The sequence below is a fragment of the Methylophaga marina genome (assembly GCF_030296755.1).
Taxonomy (GTDB): domain Bacteria; phylum Pseudomonadota; class Gammaproteobacteria; order Nitrosococcales; family Methylophagaceae; genus Methylophaga; species Methylophaga marina.
In genome coordinates this window covers 3,063,011-3,079,992 of the sequence record NZ_AP027741.1, presented here as the reverse complement: position 1 = coordinate 3,079,992, position 16,982 = coordinate 3,063,011, and the positions used below count along the sequence as shown (strand labels likewise).

The following is a 16,982-nucleotide window of genomic DNA, read 5'->3' as shown; positions in this document are numbered from 1 at the left end:
TAGGTTTAGAGCTAAGTCAGCGCCTATGCGGGATCACAGCTTTTGTTACTTTTTGGTGCTCGAAAAAACTTTTTTTATTACGATAAAAAATACAAATTTTGCCGTGTCTGCTTCAAGGGGGACGGGCATCATACTGGTGCTGATTGTTTTGTTCAACCAGCACCAGAAGACTTTTCGCTAAACGCTTAAGAACTAGAATGTTTCTGTGACAGAGACGGCTGTCGGGTGCATCAGTTGATGTGCTTTCTTAAGATTCTTGCGCCCATCTGTCTGAACAATCAACGTCCATAGATTATGACGCTTTGCGGAAACCGTATCGTTAATTAGCGGATCGTGATCGGGGCGTAATGAGACTAATCCAGCCAATAACATACCAACAAATGTACCTACAATCGCGAGTGCGATATAGGTATAGAGAGGGCTCGATTGGGTCATCATTGGGCCAGATGCCACCAGAGCACTGGCGATGGCCAAGCCAACTAATAATCCGATACCACCAAAGATAAAGTGAGAACGGGTGATAAAACGTGCAATTGCTTTGGATTCAGGTTCGATTTTTTCACTGGTGTGGTTGTCTTTGGGCTGAATCATTTCGATGTCTTGGTGTTTGAAATGACCGTCATTTACCAGAGTTTGTTTGGCTTCTAACGCTTTTTGTTCATCATCAAATACAGCAGCCAGCTTGCTTGGTTTACTTTCTTGGTTGATTTGCATATCCATAAGGCAATCTCCTTTTTGGGGTAAACACAGTATAGGAGACAATAGAAACGAAGCAGATATCCTTATCTGCTTATATTTTTTGGAATTTATCGTGTACTGACGCTGAAAACACCAACGAGCTGACTGAGTTTTTGTGCGGTATTTTTTACCATGACAGAGCGATGCTGTAACGCATCAATGGCCTGTGACATCAGGCTAGCTGACTGGCCGACGTCTCTCGCGGTTACACCGTGTAACTGGCTATTTTGATCCAGTTGCTTGATGGTGGAAAACATTTGCTCAACAAGTTGATGAAGTTGCGTATTTTCTGACGATGCTTCTTCTGTTTTCTTTAAGCTACGATCGACATTCTCCACACCAGACTCCATGAATTTATACGCATCTAAGGTTTCCGACTGGATGGTTTCAATCATTTGTCGAATTTCATCTGCTGATGTAGCTGTTCTCTGAGCAAGATTTCTCACTTCGTCAGCCACAACTGAAAATCCTCGGCCATGATCACCGGCACGAGCTGCCTCGATAGCAGCATTGAGTGCGAGTAAGTTGGTTTGATTAGTAATTTCAGTGATGACGCCAATGATATTACCAATTTCTGCTGTCCTACTATGAAGTGATTGTACGGCTTTAGCAGAGGTTTCCACGACATCACGTATTTCTTGTGTACCACTTCGTACGGACTCGTATTGCACTCTGGCTTCATGAACGACTTCATCCATGGCTTGTTTCATGGCCTCAGCAGTGGTTGATGCATTCCCAATATCGCGCATTTGCTCTTCTAACAATTGCAGCATTCTTTCTATTGCTGTCGCGACTTCATTAGAAACATGAAACGCTTCTCGGTTTGTTTCGAGCATGGCTTCATTGGTGTAACTGACATTGGTGCTGGTTTTAATGACTTGGCCAACTATGCCATCAAGATTATCAATGAAACTATTAATCCAACGTCCCATATCACCGGTTTCATCATTGACAAATGTGGTGTTATCAAGCCTTTGTGCAAGATTACCTTCACCTTCAGCGATGGTTTGAATAACATGGGTCATTTCATCAAGACGATTGGCGAGAGGGTTAGTTGTCAACTTTTTGTACATAACTGCAATGACACCGACCATGGCTATAGATATGGCATTGACACCAATTACAGGCAGTGTGGTGAAGGCATGTAGTGCCATATTGGTACCTAGCAAAACAAACATTGATGTGACAAAACCTTTCATTAGGCTGACATTGACCGAGCGGCGTCTGTAGACTTCTTCTAAATCACCCTCACACATCATGCCCCAGCGATCTGGCGAACCTCTAAGCTGGAAAGTAACGCCTTTCCCAATGACCGGAATATGACGATAATCAGAATAACCAGGATAGGTAACAAATAAGTTTTCACCGTTACGAATAGTTTCACGGACGCCGGGATGAAGTTCGTTGGTAGCCGGATCGGTAAAGCGAATTTCAAATTCAGTGTGGCGTTGGATTTTTACTGAACCGAAGCCTGTATGAATCCCACTTTTCAGGTTTTCCCCATGGGAAAATGTATCATCCTCAAACCGAGAGCGAGATAAGGCAATGCCTTGTTGTAATCCAGATTCGAACTTGGATTCCACCATAAAGATGTAGTTATCGCCAGACTCGGGATAGATGTGACCCGCTTCCCGCTGAATAAGGTCTCCTAATACATCATTAGGAACACGTCCACATACAGCACCCACTGTTTCCCCATCGATAATCAATGGATGATAGAACATGAGCGTGACTTCATCATGAAACTTCGAACTTGAAGGACCTATGTCTAGCGTTAATTTATCGATGTAAGGTCCATGCAAAAACTGACTGCTAATACCTTGTTTTATTGCCTCAGAAGACAAGTCGGATTTATTGATATGAGGTGAATAGGTTGATTGAGTGACCGTACCATGGATATCAATCGTGAATATTTCAGAGAAATCAGGCGCTGCATGGAGCCTATCCAGTAATAACGATGAGGGTAATTCTGGATAACATGCTGTCAACTGTTCTGCGAGAAAGGCCATTTGATTCCAATGATTGTCTGCCCATTGGTGGAGAATCTTGACACGTGTTGCCGCGATTCCCTCAAATGTTTTTTCTACTTTTTGGTAGTTATGTCGATTAAGTCGGCATGACCAGGACATGGCCAGTTTCCCGGTCGGGCCGAACCAAGGTAACCACGTTTTTTCTTTGTGGCTTAGATTCATTGAAGTACTTCGTAATGGACTCATTGTTACCCCTAACAGTGTTATTCAATACTGCCAGAGCAAAAAACAGACCAATACGAATAGTATCTATTTTGGTATACCTACAAAGAGGTAGTAATAATAAAGTGCACGAATTAAGTGCGAACGAGCTATGAAAGCGATCCATTGTGGCGCTGTAGAGTTATGGCCAAGTCCTCTGATGGATGAGTTTATAAGTTCGATATGGCGTCTTTAACCTCATCAAGGTGTTGTTTGACCTTTACATTGCGCCACTCTTGCTGAAGTACACCATTTTCATCAATGAGAAATGTACTTCTTACGATGCCCATGTGTTCTTTACCGTAGAGTTTTTTGAGCTTGATGACATCGAATAAGCGGCAAGCTTCCTCTTCAGAGTCTGATAATAAGTCGAATGGAAATGATTGCTTGGTTTTGAAGTTTTCATGCATACGAAGACTGTCGCGTGAAATACCAAAAATGATGGTGTTGTGCTCAGTGAAGAAGTCGATATTATCGCGGAAATTTTGACCCTCGAGTGTACAGCCGGGCGTATTATCTTTCGGATAAAAATAAATTAAGACGCGTTTGCCTTTCATGGCTGAAAGTTGGAAAGTTTTATCGCCTGTGCTTGGCAGTGTAAAGTCTGGGACAGCTTCACCTACTTTAACTTGTGTCATCTTAGTCGTCCTGTTTGATTAGATTGAGAAAGAAAAGTACCTTACACAATTCAGTCGGATCTTGTCATCAACAGGCAGGCAAAGTACCATGCCTGTTATTTTTTCGGAGTCATTTAAATATGTTTAGCGGCAGTATGGTAGCTCTTGTCACACCCATGCAGGCAGATGGTGCCTTGGATGTTGACAGCCTGCGAAAGCTGGTCGAGTTTCATATCAGCCAGGGCACAGATGCCATTGTCGCTGTCGGTACGACCGGTGAATCTGCAACCTTGAGCGTAGAAGAACACTGTGACGTGATTCGTCTGGTGGTGGAACAAGTGAATGGGCGTATCCCCGTGATTGCCGGTACTGGTGCCAACTCGACTTCAGAAGCTATTGAACTGACTCAATCGGCAAAAGATCTTGGTGTTGATGCAGTTTTGCTTGTTGCGCCTTATTACAACAAACCGACTCAGCAGGGCATGTATCTCCATTTCAAAGCCATCGCTGAAGCAGTCAATATTCCACAAATCTTATACAACGTGCCAGGTCGCACTGCATCTGATTTGCTACCTGAAACGGTTGGAAGATTATCAGAGCTTTCCAATATTATCGGCATCAAAGAAGCTACTGGCGATGTTTCTCGTGTTCAGCAGATTAAACAATTATCACGAGAAGGCTTTGCTCTTTACACTGGTGAAGATGCCAACACTGTCGATTTCATATTGGCAGGCGGTCAGGGGGTGATTTCTGTCACCGCAAATGTCGCGCCTAAACTCATGCATGAAATGTGTCAGGCTGCTTTAGCTGGGAATGAGACTTTAGCTCGCGACATTAATTCAAAATTAGTGGCTCTGCATCAATTCTTGTTTGTCGAGTCAAATCCCATACCCGTAAAATGGGCTTTGAACGAAATGAGACTTATTTCTAGTGGCATTCGTTTGCCAATGACGGTATTGTCTGAGAATTATCATCAATCTGTGCGTGATGCATTGAACACTGCCGGTGTTCTCAACTAAATTCAAGTGAGTGAACTGTATTAAATGAACGTAAAATTATTTAAACAAACATCGCTGGTTGTCATGATGACGACTGCTCTAACTGCTTGTGGTGCTTTCTCATCATTAGATGAAGTGGTTCCAGATAACACACAGAAATACCGTAAAGCTGAAACTATGCCACCTCTCGATGTGCCGCCCGATTTAAGCACTAGTCGAATTAAAGATGACATCTCTGGTAAGCAGACAAATACAGCGACATACTCTGAATTTGAAGAAGCGGCAACCAACCCATTAGCTGCAAAATACAATATTACGCCTGAATCCAAACCTGCATTATCAGGTGAAGGTGCAGACCGGCATCTTGTTGTGCCTGGTGACCGTGAAGTGACTTGGCAACGTATCATCGATTTTTGGGCGACTAAAGATTTAGGGATTGCACGTGCTGATGACCGTATTGGTCTGATGGATACCACAGCTGATGCAGATGGTTATGTCTACCGCATTCGAATGGAACGTGGTGATACCTCTAAAATGGCCAATATCTATTTGGGTAATGCCGATAGTGAACAAGCTAATAACCAGAAAGATGAAGCGATGCTTCGTCAATTAGCTGATTATTTAGGCACGCTGTACCAGCAAGATATGGAGCAATTTAAACTGGCGACCCCAGCGCCACCACCAGAAGAAACTGCTCGTGTGTTATTGATGGATGATAGTAATGGTCAGCAAAGTTTATTAATTGAGCAGGATTTCTCAACAGTTTGGGGACGTGTTGGACGTGTCCTAGATAGCAAAGGCTTCTCAGTTGAAGATCGTGATCGTAGCAAAGGTCAGTATTTTGTCCGCTACATTGATCCATTCAAGCAAGCTGAAGAAGATGATGAAGGCATGCTGGATAAACTGGCCTTCTGGCGTGATGATGTCGAGAAAAAACCAAACGAATACTACTACATTAAGTTGCTGTCAGATGCTGATCAAACACGTGTAATGGTATTAGATTCAAATGAAGTGCGTACTTCTGATGACTCTGCCAAACGTTTGTTAGATCTGATTCAGGAACAACTTGCACCATAATGCGATTTGCTTCCCTTGGAAGTGGTAGTCGAGGTAATGCGACACTGGTAACAGCTGGAAAAACCACAGTCATGATTGACTGTGGTTTTTCTGCTCGTGAAGCTGAGAAACGTTTACGGAAACTGGGCGTTGACCCTTACCAGCTATCTGCTTTATTAGTTACACATGAGCATGCCGATCACATGGCTGGTATACGTGTCATGGCCCGAAAATTTCGTTTGCCTGTCTATACCACACCGGGCACAGCAGGTTGTTTGCCGGTTGATATTGCAGCGCATATCAAGACATTTAATTGCCATGAAACATTCAGCATTAATGATTTAGAAGTTGAACCATTTCCCGTGCCACATGATGCACGAGAGCCGAGCCAGTTTGTTTTTGGTAATGGTCAACACCGCTTAGGTTTGCTGACGGATGTCGGCTCCATCACACCGTTGATTGAGGAAACATTATCTGGCTGTAATGCCTTACTGTTAGAGGCCAATCACGATATGATGATGCTGGAGCAGGGGGAATATCCTGAACATCTTAAGCGGCGTGTTGGTGGCAGACTGGGGCATTTAAATAACGTGCAATCCGCCTCATTACTTGAGAAAATTGACACCACAAACTTGCAGCATATTATGGCAATGCATATTTCTGAAAAAAACAATTGTCCATCGCTTGTTGTGCCGTTACTTGCTGACGCACTGGCTTGTGAACATGATTGGATTGGCATTGCAGACCAAGAGGCCGGTTTTGACTGGCGTGAAATAACTAACCGCTAAGAGATAGCTGATGCAAAAGAAACAAGAATTGTATTCTGGTAAAGCCAAAAGTGTTTTTGCTACAGATAATGAAGATTATGTCGTACTGAGCTTTCGTGATGATACGTCTGCATTTGATGGTGAAAAAGTCGAACAGTTAAATCGTAAAGGCATGGTCAATAACAAGTTTAATGCGTTCATTATGCAATATTTGGCTGATAAAGGCATTCCAACTCACTTCGAAGAGCTGTTGAACGATACGGAATCCTTGGTTAAAAACATGCAAATGGTGCCGGTTGAATGTGTGGTACGGAATGTGGCCTCTGGTAGCTTGGTTCGTCGCCTTGGCGTCGAAGATGGACTTGCGCTCAATCCTCCCGTGTTTGAATTTTTTCTTAAGAATGATGCGTTACATGATCCGATGATCAACGAGTATCACATCGAAACATTCGGCTGGGCTAAAGCTGAAGATATAAGCAAAATGAAAGAGTTAACGTTTGAAGTTAATGAACATTTACAGAGGCTATTTGCCGATGCCGGCATGATTTTAGTGGACTATAAACTAGAGTTTGGCTTGTTCAAAGGTCAGATCTTTTTAGGTGATGAGTTTAGTCCAGATGGCTGTCGTCTGTGGGATGCAGAAACACGTAAAAAACTGGACAAAGACCGTTTTAGACAAGGTCTGGGTGGTGTCATTGAAGCCTATGAAGAAGTGGCACAACGTATCGGTGTGACGCTATAGAATAAAGTCATTCAAGGTTCATTTCGTTGTATGCGAAATGAACCTTTTTCCAAATATATATTTCCGATGCATGAACAGCCAAGCTGTTTGTATACACAAGCTTGTGTACTCATTTATGATGTTTCTGTTTCTATAAAAACTGGAGTTTTGAATGAAAACACCAGATTTACCTCAAAATGAACAAGAAAGGTTATCGACATTACAATCGTTGACTATCCTTGATTCGGCTCCCGACGAACGCTTTGATCGTCTCACAAGAATCGCCATTAAGTTATTTGATGTGCCAGTTGCGCTCGTCAGTATTGTTGATAAAAATCGCCAATGGTTTAAGTCCTGCCAGGGATTAGATATTACTGAGACGCCACGTGATCTGTCTTTTTGTGGACACGCGATTTTGGGCGATGGCGCCTTTGTTGTTGAAGATACGCATAAGGATGAACGTTTCATCGACAATCCGCTATTTATAGGTCAAAAGCATATACGCTTTTATGCTGGCTATCCCATTCGTTATCTTGATGGCAGTAAGCTAGGTACGTTGTGTATTAAAGATGTGAGGCCAAGACATTTCAGTGACGAAGATCGAGCACTACTTAAAGATCTAGCAACCATAGTTGAACACGAGATTCAAGCCGTTGAGTTGGCGACCATGGATGAGCTAACAGGCATATTAAACCGTCGAGGTTTTAATATGTCTGCCGCAAAATCTCTGAGTATATGCAGACGTGGTGGACTACCCGTTGCCCTGGCTTTTCTTGATCTGAATGAATTTAAACCCATCAACGATAAGTTTGGTCATGCAGAGGGGGATAAGGCACTACGTCAATTTGCAACGATCTTAGATGATGTTGGCAGAGATTCAGATATCGTCGCGAGAATGGGCGGAGACGAATTTGTTATTCTGCTGGTTGATGCTGATCAAAAAGCGGTTGATGAAGTGATGAAACGTTTTTCAAAGCAAGTTGAAGCATCTAATAAACAGCGCGAACTTGGCTATGACATTACTTTTTCATACGGTGTCGTATTGATGGACTCAGACAAACATCAAGGTATTGAAGATTTACTTTCTGAAGGTGATGTCTTGATGTATAAACGCAAACGCAAGCAAAGCCGTTAGATTAACTAACGACTTTCCAAGCTATCTGATTTCCCGCCCGCATGGGTACCAAAGAACTGTCTGCAAAAGGTAACGTTTGAGGGACGTCCCAGCTTTCTTTTACTAACGTTATTTGAGTCTGATTTCTAGGTAAGTGGTAGAAATCAGGTCCATTAAAGCTGGCAAACATTTCTAATTTATCTAATGCATTTGCTGCATCAAATGCTTCTGCATACAACTCAATCGCGGCATGAGCACTATATATGCCGGCGCAACCACAGCTTGATTCTTTGCCTGCTCGTGGATGAGGCGCACTATCAGTGCCTAGAAAGAATTTCTTACTGCCACTGGTCGCTGCTTTAATCAAAGCCTGTTGGTGTGTATTTCTCTTTAATACAGGTAAGCAGTAGTGGTGTGGCCTTATAGCTCCCACCAGAAGATCATTTCTATTTAACAGTAAGTGATGAGGGGTGATAGTTGCAGCAATATGGTCAGCAGCGCTAGCGACAAACTCAGCGGCATTAGATGTAGTGATATGTTCAAAGACGATTCTCAGTTCAGGAAAATTTTTTATCAGAGGGATTAATATCTGATCGATAAAAACTTTCTCGCGATCAAATACATCTATCTCGGGCGAAGTGACTTCACCATGTACAAGTAGTGGTATACCGAGCTTTTGCATCGCCTCTAATGCCTGATAGCAATGACTAAGTTCAGTCACACCCGCATCTGAATTTGTGGTGGCACCTGCTGGGTATAATTTGACGCCATGAATGATTCCACTCTCGTGAGCACGATAAATTTCATCGGCAGAGGTGTTATCGGTGAGATACAATGTCATTAAAGGTTCAAACTGACTGTGTTCAGACCTGTTTTCTATTATTCTGGCTCTGTAATCAGCGGCCAATGCAGTCGTCGTTACAGGTGGTTGGAGATTTGGCATGACGATGGCACGACCAAAGACTCGAGCTGTGTCTGAAACGGTGCGTTTTAGTGCCAGATCATCGCGCAAGTGTAAGTGCCAATCGTCAGGACGAGTTAATGTAATTTGCTTAGATTTTAATTGTGTCATAGCGTTAAATTATGCCACAGCAAATGCATTAAGGATAAATAGATCTTTTATGGGCAGAAAAGGCGACAGACCTTATTCTTGACCTTATCACGCATTACAAGTAACTTTACACGTTTACAATTTTTTAGCTCACTAAAAAGAACGGCATACATATAAGGGGAACACGTGGAATTAAGTGGTGCCGAGATATTAGTTCAATGTCTCAAAGACGAAGGTGTTGAATACCTTTTCGGGTATCCTGGTGGTGCAGTGCTGCATATCTATGATGCGCTATACAATCAGGAAGATGTCAAACACATTCTGGTTCGACATGAGCAAGCTGCAACGCATGCTGCAGATGGCTATGCTCGTGCGACAGGTAAACCAGGTGTGGTCTTAGTCACATCTGGTCCCGGCGCTACAAATGCCGTCACCGGTATTGCGACGGCCTATATGGATTCCATTCCAATGGTGGTTATCACTGGACAGGTAAGCACTGCGGTTATCGGTAGTGATGCCTTCCAGGAAGTCGATGCGGTTGGGATAACTCGTCCCTGCGTAAAACATAACTTCTTAGTTAAAGATATTAACGATCTCGCGGAAACAGTAAAAAAAGCATTTTATGTCGCTTCTACTGGTCGTCCTGGCCCTGTCGTTGTTGATGTACCTAAAGACATTACTGATCCAGCTGTGAAGGTGCCATATCACTATCCCGATAAAGTGAATATGCGTTCTTATCAGCCAACAGTGAAAGGCCATACAGGTCAGATTAAGCGTGCTGTTGATTTGATGCTAACAGCCAAAAAGCCAATGATTTACACTGGTGGTGGTGTAGTTCTGGGTAAAGGTTCGGATGAGCTACGTCAATTTGTTCGTCATCTAGGTTTCCCTATCACTAGTACCCTGATGGGCTTAGGTGCTTATCCTGCCAGCGACAAGCAGTTCCTTGGCATGCTGGGTATGCACGGTACATACGAAGCGAATATGGCGATGCATGATTGCGATGTTTTGATCGCTATCGGTGCACGTTTTGATGACCGGGTGACAGGTAAAATTGCCGAGTTTTGCCCGCATGCTCAAATCATTCATGTCGATATTGATCCGTCTTCAATATCCAAGACAATTACTGTTGATATTCCTATTGTTGGAAGTGTTCCTGATGTATTACAGGAAATGAACCACTTACTCAAAAACAGCAATAAAAAGCCACAGAAAAAAGCGGTGGAAGAGTGGTGGAATATCATTGAAGGTTGGCGTTCGAAGCAATGCATGAGTTATGACCGCAATAGTGACAAAATTAAGCCACAAGCGGTTGTTGAGTTACTTCATGAAATCACGAAAGGCGAAGCTTATGTCACTTCTGATGTGGGCCAACATCAAATGTGGGCTGCTCAGTATTACGGATTTGATGAGCCAAACCGATGGATTAACTCAGGTGGTCTTGGCACGATGGGATTCGGTTTGCCCGCTGCTATGGGCGTTCAGTTAGCATACCCTGAGAGTACGGTGATTTGTGTGACTGGCGAAGGTAGTATCCAGATGTGTATTCAGGAATTGTCCACCTGTCTGCAGTATGGTCTTCCCGTCAAAATTGTTGCTCTGAACAATCGTTACTTGGGAATGGTTCGTCAATGGCAGGAATTTTTCTACGAAAATCGCTATTCGCACTCCTACATGGAGTCGCTGCCTGATTTCGTGAAGTTAACAGAAAGCTATGGTCATGTCGGTATTCGTATCGAGAAACCGGAGGACCTTAGAGCTGAGTTGGAGCGTGGTTTTGCGATGAAAGATCGTCTGGTGTTCTTTGATATCGTTACTGACCAAACTGAAAATGTATACCCAATGATTGCTCAAGGTAAGGCGCATAACGATATGCATATGTCACCCTATAGCGCACCTGCACAAGATTCAGAAAGGGAGCTGTCGTAACCATGCGTCATATTATTTCTATCCTGATTGAAAATGAAGCAGGGGCCTTATCACGTGTGGCGGGACTATTTTCGGCGCGTGCATATAACATCGAATCATTAACGGTGGCGCCAACAGAGGATCCATCATTATCCCGTATGACCATTGTCACAACAGGCACTGATCGCATCATCGAGCAGATTGTGAAGCAATTGAATAAATTGATCGATGTGGTAAAACTAATGGATCTGACCGAAGGGCCTCATATTGAACGTGAAATGATGCTGATAAAAGTCAAAGCAGCCACCATGGCTCAGAGAGAAGATGTAAAACGTCTGTGTGATATTTTTCGAGGCCACATTATTGATGTGACTTCATCGACCTATACCATTGAATTGACAGGTGCTGTAAGCAAATTGGATTCTTTTATTGAAGCACTTGCTGAACATAAAATTATTGAAACTGTCCGTTCAGGTGTCACAGGAATTGCTCGCGGCGAGAAAAGCTTGCACCTGTAAACTGAATTTATATTCGTTCAAGAAAATCTAAGGAATTCAATCATGAGTTTGAACATTTATTACGATAAAGATTGTGACTTGTCTATTATTCAAGGCATGAAAGTGACAATCGTTGGTTATGGTTCACAAGGCCATGCCCATGCCTGCAACCTGAAAGACTCAGGTGTAGATGTCACTGTTGCTTTACGTGCTGGCTCTTCATCTATTGCTAAAGCTCAAGCTGCTGGGCTGACTGTTTCTGACAATGTCGGTGAAGCAGTGAAAGGTGCTGATTTGGTGATGATTTTGACACCAGATGAGTTCCAATCTCAATTATACAAACAAGAAATCGAACCTAACCTGAAAAAAGGCGCTGTTTTAGCTTTTGCTCACGGCTTCGCTATTCTTTACAACCAGATTCTGCCGCGTGAAGATCTTGATGTCATCATGATTGCACCAAAAGCACCTGGCCACACTGTACGTAGTGAGTTTGTTAAAGGTGGTGGTATTCCTGACTTAATCGCTGTAGAGCAAGATGCTTCAGGCAAGGCGAAAGATATTGCTCTATCATACGCATCAGGTGTAGGCGGCGGTCGTACCGGCATCATCGAAACAACATTCCGTGATGAGACTGAAACAGACTTATTCGGTGAACAGGCAGTCTTATGTGGTGGCGCTGTTGAGCTTGTCAAAGCAGGTTTTGAAACGCTGACTGAAGCAGGTTATGCACCAGAAATGGCTTACTTCGAATGTCTGCATGAGTTGAAACTCATTGTTGACCTGATGTACGAAGGCGGTATCGCTAATATGAATTATTCGATCTCGAATAATGCTGAATATGGTGAATACGTCACAGGTCCACGTGTCATTAACGAAGAAAGCCGCTGGGCAATGCGTGAAGCATTGAAAAACATCCAGGAAGGTAAATACGCAAAACAATTCATTCAAGAAGGTCAAAGTGGCTATCCTGAAATGACAGCCATGCGTCGTATCAATGCTGAGCACCCAATCGAACAAACAGGTGCAAAATTGCGTTCAATGATGCCTTGGATTCAAAAAATTGTTGATAAATCTAAAAACTAATCAGCATATTGATTGAAAAAAGACGGGGGCGGTTGTGAAAACAATCGCCCCCGTTTTGTTTGTGTGCCTTAGCTGTCATAATGTAGAACCGAAACAACAGGAGCGTGTTAGTTATGGTTAATAGTGAAAAGCCACAAAATCGTGGTATCTATCTACTACCGAATTTATTCACGACAGCGGGGCTCTTTGCTGGATTTTATGCCATTGTTGCCGGCATTCGTGGTGACTTTGAGACAGCTGCTATTGCTATATTTATTGCGATGATCATGGATGGATTAGATGGTCGTATCGCCAGAATGACCAACACTCAAAGTGCATTTGGCGCAGAATATGACAGTCTAGCCGATATGGTCTCATTTGGTATGGCGCCTGCCTTGGTGATTTTTCAGTGGTCTCTGACTGATATGGGCAAGTTCGGCTGGATGGTTGCGTTCATATATGCAGCCTGTGGTGCATTGCGACTAGCCAGATTTAATACCCAGATAGGTACACAAGATAAACGTTATTTCCAAGGTCTACCAAGTCCTGCTGCGGCCGCCATCATTGCTGGTTGGGTATGGGCAGGCACGAGCAATGATTTCAGTGAGAGCATGATTGCTATTTTCACCATACCAATTACTTTCGGAGCGGCTATATTTATGGTCAGCTCAATGCGCTATCACAGTTTTAAAGAGCTTGATTTACGAAACAGAGTACCTTTTGTTGTAATGCTGGTACTGGTACTTATTTTTGCTCTGGTGGCTATTGACCCACCTACCATTCTGTTTAGCGTATTTTTAATTTACGGTTTATCCGGTCCTGTTTTTACATTGCTTAAACTGCGTCAACATCGTTCTGAGCGTGCGCAGGCTAAAGAAGACTAATAAATAATAATTTAATAATCTGGTTCACACATTTATGACTGACAAGCTAATAATTTTTGATACGACATTACGTGACGGTGAGCAAAGCCCGGGCGCATCGATGACAAAAGATGAGAAAGTCCGCATTGCCAAAGCACTTGAGCGTATGCGTGTAGATGTAATTGAGGCTGGATTTCCTATCGCCAGCACAGGTGACTTTGAAGCTGTACAAGCAGTAGCTAAAGCAGTTAAAGATAGTCGTATTTGTGGTCTGTCCCGAGCATTAGATGCAGATATCGACAGAGCCGGTGAAGCGCTCAAATTAGCAAATGCATCACGCATTCATACCTTTATTGCAACATCACCTATTCACATGAAAATGAAACTGCGTATGGAACCTGAACAGGTGATAGAAAATGCAGTTCGTGCAGTCAAGCGTGCTCGTCAATATACCGACGACGTAGAATTTTCTCCTGAAGATGCCGGTCGAAGTGAAACAGACTTTCTGTGCCAAATCCTTGAGGCGGTCATTGATGCTGGGGCATCCACACTAAATATACCCGACACAGTAGGGTACAACTTGCCACATCAATTTGGCTCATTGATTTCAACATTACGTGAACGCATACCAAATGCAGACAAAGCCATCTTCTCCGTGCATTGTCACAATGATCTGGGCTTGGCTGTTGCAAACTCTTTGTCAGCAGTGATGAATGGTGCACGGCAAGTTGAATGCACTATCAATGGTTTGGGTGAACGGGCTGGTAATGCTGCCTTAGAAGAAGTCGTGATGGCAGTCAGAACGCGTCAGGATATGTTCCCATGTGATACTGGTATTGATACGCAGCATATTTTATCGGCATCACGATTAGTGTCGGGCATCACAGGGTTTGTTGTACAACCAAATAAAGCTATCGTTGGCGCCAATGCTTTTGCTCATGAATCAGGCATCCATCAAGACGGTGTTCTGAAAAATCGTGAAACCTATGAAATCATGCGCGCAGAAGATGTCGGTTGGAATACCAATAGAATGGTACTTGGCAAGCACTCTGGCCGAAATGCTTTCCGTAGCCGTCTACAAGAACTGGGTATTGAGTTAACCTCCGAAACTGATTTAAACGCCGCATTTACTCGTTTTAAAGAATTAGCGGATAAAAAGCATGAGGTATTTGATGAGGATATTCAGGCACTGGTTAGTGATACCGTTGCGACTGCAGATGAGCGTGTCAGTCTAATTTCATTGAAGGTCTGTAGTGAAACAGGTGAAACACCCTTTGCCACTGTCACATTGTCCGTTGATGGTAGAGAAGTGCAGACACAAATGAGTGGTGGAGGCCCTGTTGATGCTGCTTATAAAGCGATTGAGTCAATTGTGCAAAGCCAAACAGAATTACAGCTCTATTCAGTGAACAGTATCACTACTGGTACTGATGCTCAGGGCGAGGTCAGTGTAAGACTTGAGAAAGGTGGACGGATAGTCAGTGGGCAAGGTGCGGATACGGATATCGTTATTGCATCCGCCAAAGCTTACCTGAACGCTTTGAACAAAATCTTAAGTCCTGTTGATAGAGCTCATCCTCAAGTCTAATGGCACTGACTGAATATCAATACTCAGTCTTGACTGAAATGGGTATACCCGTTTGGACAAAACGTCAGAGCAAAAGTACTCAGGATATAGCGTCTACTGAGACCATACCTGCAGACACTCTACAGACTCAGGAGCAGAAAATTCCTGATGATGTGCAAGTCGTTCTTGTCGTTGAAGCGACGGCATTAAACGCTGTAGAACGACGTTTATTAACAAGCATTCTAAAATCAGTGGGGCTAGATAACAGACGTCAATACATAATTGCCTCATCAGAAGTCGTGAGATTGAGTCCAGATGAGCTTAATAGCAAAATAATTCTCACAATGATGAAGAGTGAACAGCGTTTGCCTGAAGGTGTTGATGCTGTTCAACTTCCATCCTTAGAAGCTATGATAGGGCAGCCTTCATTGAAAGCGGTTGCCTGGCAACAGCTAAAAACTCACGGTAACGCTTTAAATTAACGGACAAGGCTATGGTTTCTCCAAGAGTAATGACGGATAAGGATTTGCAACTTGTCCATAATATAGAGTGCTCTGCAAATCAGTTTCCGTGGACGCTTAAGAACTTTTCGGATAGTCTTGATGCCGGACATTATGCATGGGTCTATTCTGATACGTATGATGTGGTACTGGGCTACGCCATTTTGCAGTTAGTCCTCGATGAAGCACATCTTCTGAACCTTTGTGTCAGACCAGATATGCAAAGACAAGGATATGGTCGTTTCATTTTAGAACATATCATTGATTTTTCTAAAGCACGATCAGCTTCGATTGTGGTTTTAGAAGTTAGAGAGTCAAATAAAAAAGCACAAAATCTCTATGAGCAGTTAGGTTTTAACGAAATGTCTGTCCGCAGAGGTTATTACCCGGCTGAAAATGGTAGAGAAGATGCAATATTGATGGGGTTGGATTTATCCATGTTATCGATTTTCGGTGATGTGTAAGTAAACTCAAACGGGTAGCACTTGATATCATCTGAGTGCTCTTTTAGAATAATTGACTCAATTACTCGGTTATTTTTCACATATTAGGAGATAAAAATATGGCTTATGAATTGCCACCACTTCCGTATGCTAAGGATGCATTAGAACCAACCATTTCAGCAGAAACGCTTGAATATCACTATGGTAAACATCACCAAACTTATGTGACTAACTTAAATAACTTGGTACCGGGTACTGAATTTGAAGGTAAGTCATTAGAAGAAATTATCACAAAAGCTTCTGGCGGTATCTTCAACAACGCTGCACAAGTTTGGAACCACACTTTTTACTGGAACTGCATGACACCGAATGCGAAAGGCACACCTGAAGGTGACCTCGCTGCAGCTATCGATAGTACGTTTGGTTCGTTTGATGAGTTCAAAGAAACTTTCAGTAAATCAGCTGCAACAAACTTCGGCTCTGGCTGGACTTGGTTAGTAAAAAATGCTGATGGTAGTATCGCTATTGTTAATACAAGCAATGCCGGTTGCCCATTAACTGATGGTCAAAAACCACTATTGACTGTCGATGTTTGGGAACACGCATATTACATTGATTTCCGCAATGCACGTCCTAAATACCTGGAAGCTTTCTGGGGATTAGTAAACTGGGACTTTGTCGCAGAAAACTTTGCTAACTAATAAGTCGTGATTTAGAGTAAATTTGTTTATTACTCTATAACATTATAAAATACACGATTTTTGATAAATGGCAGTTTCATTTGAAACTGCCATTTTTCGTTTATTGGCCTTAAAAAGCCGTTTTTTTTAATGCCGTCAGGGCAAGGAG

At 42.9% G+C, this 16,982-nt stretch carries 17 protein-coding genes; 13 read left to right on the top strand and 4 right to left on the bottom strand.

Annotated features, from left to right (window positions below):
* Positions 1–192: 192 nt before the first annotated feature.
* The 3 genes from QUE24_RS15615 to QUE24_RS15605 form a co-directional block, all read right to left on the bottom strand.
* A complete protein-coding gene (locus QUE24_RS15615; RefSeq protein ID WP_286304703.1) occupies positions 193–720 on the bottom strand; it encodes a hypothetical protein in 528 nt (175 codons plus the stop codon).
* Positions 721–806: 86 nt separating this feature from the next.
* Complete coding sequence (locus QUE24_RS15610) at positions 807–2,954, bottom strand: methyl-accepting chemotaxis protein (protein ID WP_286304702.1); 2,148 nt, start codon at positions 2,952–2,954, stop codon at positions 807–809.
* A gap of 185 nt (positions 2,955–3,139) precedes the next feature.
* Positions 3,140–3,607 (bottom strand): peroxiredoxin, encoded by a 468-nt coding sequence (locus QUE24_RS15605; protein WP_286304701.1) that lies wholly within the window; start codon positions 3,605–3,607, stop codon positions 3,140–3,142.
* Positions 3,608–3,726: 119 nt separating this feature from the next.
* On the opposite strand from QUE24_RS15605, the gene dapA reads away from it, so the two are divergent.
* The 5 genes from dapA (at position 3,727) to QUE24_RS15580 (ending at position 8,263) form a co-directional block, all read left to right on the top strand.
* Positions 3,727–4,605, top strand: coding sequence for a 4-hydroxy-tetrahydrodipicolinate synthase (gene dapA, locus QUE24_RS15600; RefSeq protein WP_286304700.1), 879 nt, complete (start codon positions 3,727–3,729; stop codon positions 4,603–4,605).
* A gap of 24 nt (positions 4,606–4,629) precedes the next feature.
* Positions 4,630–5,661: an NlpB/DapX family lipoprotein gene (gene bamC / locus QUE24_RS15595; RefSeq protein ID WP_286304699.1), complete on the top strand. Its 1,032-nt coding sequence runs from the start codon at positions 4,630–4,632 to the stop codon at positions 5,659–5,661.
* Positions 5,661–6,428, top strand: coding sequence for an MBL fold metallo-hydrolase (locus QUE24_RS15590; protein WP_286304698.1), 768 nt, complete (start codon positions 5,661–5,663; stop codon positions 6,426–6,428). Before bamC ends, QUE24_RS15590 begins: the two co-directional genes overlap by 1 nt.
* A gap of 10 nt (positions 6,429–6,438) precedes the next feature.
* A complete protein-coding gene (gene purC / locus QUE24_RS15585; protein ID WP_286304697.1) occupies positions 6,439–7,149 on the top strand; it encodes a phosphoribosylaminoimidazolesuccinocarboxamide synthase in 711 nt (236 codons plus the stop codon).
* A gap of 151 nt (positions 7,150–7,300) precedes the next feature.
* Complete coding sequence (locus QUE24_RS15580) at positions 7,301–8,263, top strand: sensor domain-containing diguanylate cyclase (protein WP_286304696.1); 963 nt, start codon at positions 7,301–7,303, stop codon at positions 8,261–8,263.
* A 1-nt stretch (position 8,264) separates the two neighbouring features.
* Here the strand turns inward: QUE24_RS15580 and pyrC are convergent, their stop codons facing one another.
* Positions 8,265–9,314 (bottom strand): dihydroorotase, encoded by a 1,050-nt coding sequence (gene pyrC / locus QUE24_RS15575; protein ID WP_286304695.1) that lies wholly within the window; start codon positions 9,312–9,314, stop codon positions 8,265–8,267.
* A 165-nt stretch (positions 9,315–9,479) separates the two neighbouring features.
* Between pyrC and QUE24_RS15570 the strand changes: the two genes are divergently transcribed.
* From QUE24_RS15570 to sodB, 8 genes are all read left to right on the top strand, one after another.
* Positions 9,480–11,222 (top strand): acetolactate synthase 3 large subunit, encoded by a 1,743-nt coding sequence (locus tag QUE24_RS15570; RefSeq protein WP_286304694.1) that lies wholly within the window; start codon positions 9,480–9,482, stop codon positions 11,220–11,222.
* Between the two features lie 2 nt (positions 11,223–11,224).
* Entirely contained in the window at positions 11,225–11,719 is a 495-nt protein-coding gene (ilvN, locus tag QUE24_RS15565) for an acetolactate synthase small subunit (protein ID WP_286304693.1), read from the top strand.
* A 48-nt stretch (positions 11,720–11,767) separates the two neighbouring features.
* Positions 11,768–12,781, top strand: a complete 1,014-nt coding sequence (gene ilvC, locus QUE24_RS15560) for a ketol-acid reductoisomerase (protein ID WP_286306143.1) — start codon at positions 11,768–11,770, stop codon at positions 12,779–12,781.
* A gap of 113 nt (positions 12,782–12,894) precedes the next feature.
* Positions 12,895–13,644 (top strand): CDP-diacylglycerol--serine O-phosphatidyltransferase, encoded by a 750-nt coding sequence (gene pssA / locus QUE24_RS15555; protein ID WP_286304692.1) that lies wholly within the window; start codon positions 12,895–12,897, stop codon positions 13,642–13,644.
* Positions 13,645–13,678: 34 nt separating this feature from the next.
* Positions 13,679–15,211, top strand: a complete 1,533-nt coding sequence (locus QUE24_RS15550) for a 2-isopropylmalate synthase (RefSeq protein ID WP_286304691.1) — start codon at positions 13,679–13,681, stop codon at positions 15,209–15,211.
* Positions 15,211–15,672 carry a DNA polymerase III subunit psi gene (locus QUE24_RS15545; protein WP_286304690.1) on the top strand — a complete coding sequence of 154 codons (462 nt, stop codon included), beginning with the start codon at positions 15,211–15,213 and terminating at the stop codon, positions 15,670–15,672. The genes QUE24_RS15550 and QUE24_RS15545 overlap by 1 nt, the downstream gene beginning before the upstream one ends.
* An 11-nt stretch (positions 15,673–15,683) precedes the next feature.
* Positions 15,684–16,154 carry a ribosomal protein S18-alanine N-acetyltransferase gene (gene rimI / locus QUE24_RS15540; RefSeq protein ID WP_286304689.1) on the top strand — a complete coding sequence of 157 codons (471 nt, stop codon included), beginning with the start codon at positions 15,684–15,686 and terminating at the stop codon, positions 16,152–16,154.
* A gap of 98 nt (positions 16,155–16,252) precedes the next feature.
* Entirely contained in the window at positions 16,253–16,834 is a 582-nt protein-coding gene (sodB, locus tag QUE24_RS15535) for a superoxide dismutase [Fe] (RefSeq protein ID WP_286304688.1), read from the top strand.
* Positions 16,835–16,982 lie beyond the last annotated feature (148 nt).

Bases quoted from the DNA above. Each gene is read 5' to 3' on its own strand.
- rimI (WP_286304689.1), top strand. From the start codon at position 15,684: ATGGTTTCTCCAAGAGTAATGACGGATAAGGATTTGCAACTTGTCCAT.
- QUE24_RS15590 (WP_286304698.1), top strand. From the start codon at position 5,661: ATGCGATTTGCTTCCCTTGGAAGTGGTAGTCGAGGTAATGCGACACTG.
- sodB (WP_286304688.1), top strand. From the start codon at position 16,253: ATGGCTTATGAATTGCCACCACTTCCGTATGCTAAGGATGCATTAGAA.
- dapA (WP_286304700.1), top strand. From the start codon at position 3,727: ATGTTTAGCGGCAGTATGGTAGCTCTTGTCACACCCATGCAGGCAGAT.
- bamC (WP_286304699.1), top strand. From the start codon at position 4,630: ATGAACGTAAAATTATTTAAACAAACATCGCTGGTTGTCATGATGACG.
- QUE24_RS15610 (WP_286304702.1), bottom strand. From the start codon at position 2,954: ATGAGTCCATTACGAAGTACTTCAATGAATCTAAGCCACAAAGAAAAA.
- pssA (WP_286304692.1), top strand. From the start codon at position 12,895: ATGGTTAATAGTGAAAAGCCACAAAATCGTGGTATCTATCTACTACCG.
- purC (WP_286304697.1), top strand. From the start codon at position 6,439: ATGCAAAAGAAACAAGAATTGTATTCTGGTAAAGCCAAAAGTGTTTTT.
- QUE24_RS15605 (WP_286304701.1), bottom strand. From the start codon at position 3,607: ATGACACAAGTTAAAGTAGGTGAAGCTGTCCCAGACTTTACACTGCCA.
- ilvN (WP_286304693.1), top strand. From the start codon at position 11,225: ATGCGTCATATTATTTCTATCCTGATTGAAAATGAAGCAGGGGCCTTA.
- QUE24_RS15545 (WP_286304690.1), top strand. From the start codon at position 15,211: ATGGCACTGACTGAATATCAATACTCAGTCTTGACTGAAATGGGTATA.
- QUE24_RS15550 (WP_286304691.1), top strand. From the start codon at position 13,679: ATGACTGACAAGCTAATAATTTTTGATACGACATTACGTGACGGTGAG.
- QUE24_RS15615 (WP_286304703.1), bottom strand. From the start codon at position 720: ATGGATATGCAAATCAACCAAGAAAGTAAACCAAGCAAGCTGGCTGCT.
- QUE24_RS15580 (WP_286304696.1), top strand. From the start codon at position 7,301: ATGAAAACACCAGATTTACCTCAAAATGAACAAGAAAGGTTATCGACA.
- pyrC (WP_286304695.1), bottom strand. From the start codon at position 9,314: ATGACACAATTAAAATCTAAGCAAATTACATTAACTCGTCCTGACGAT.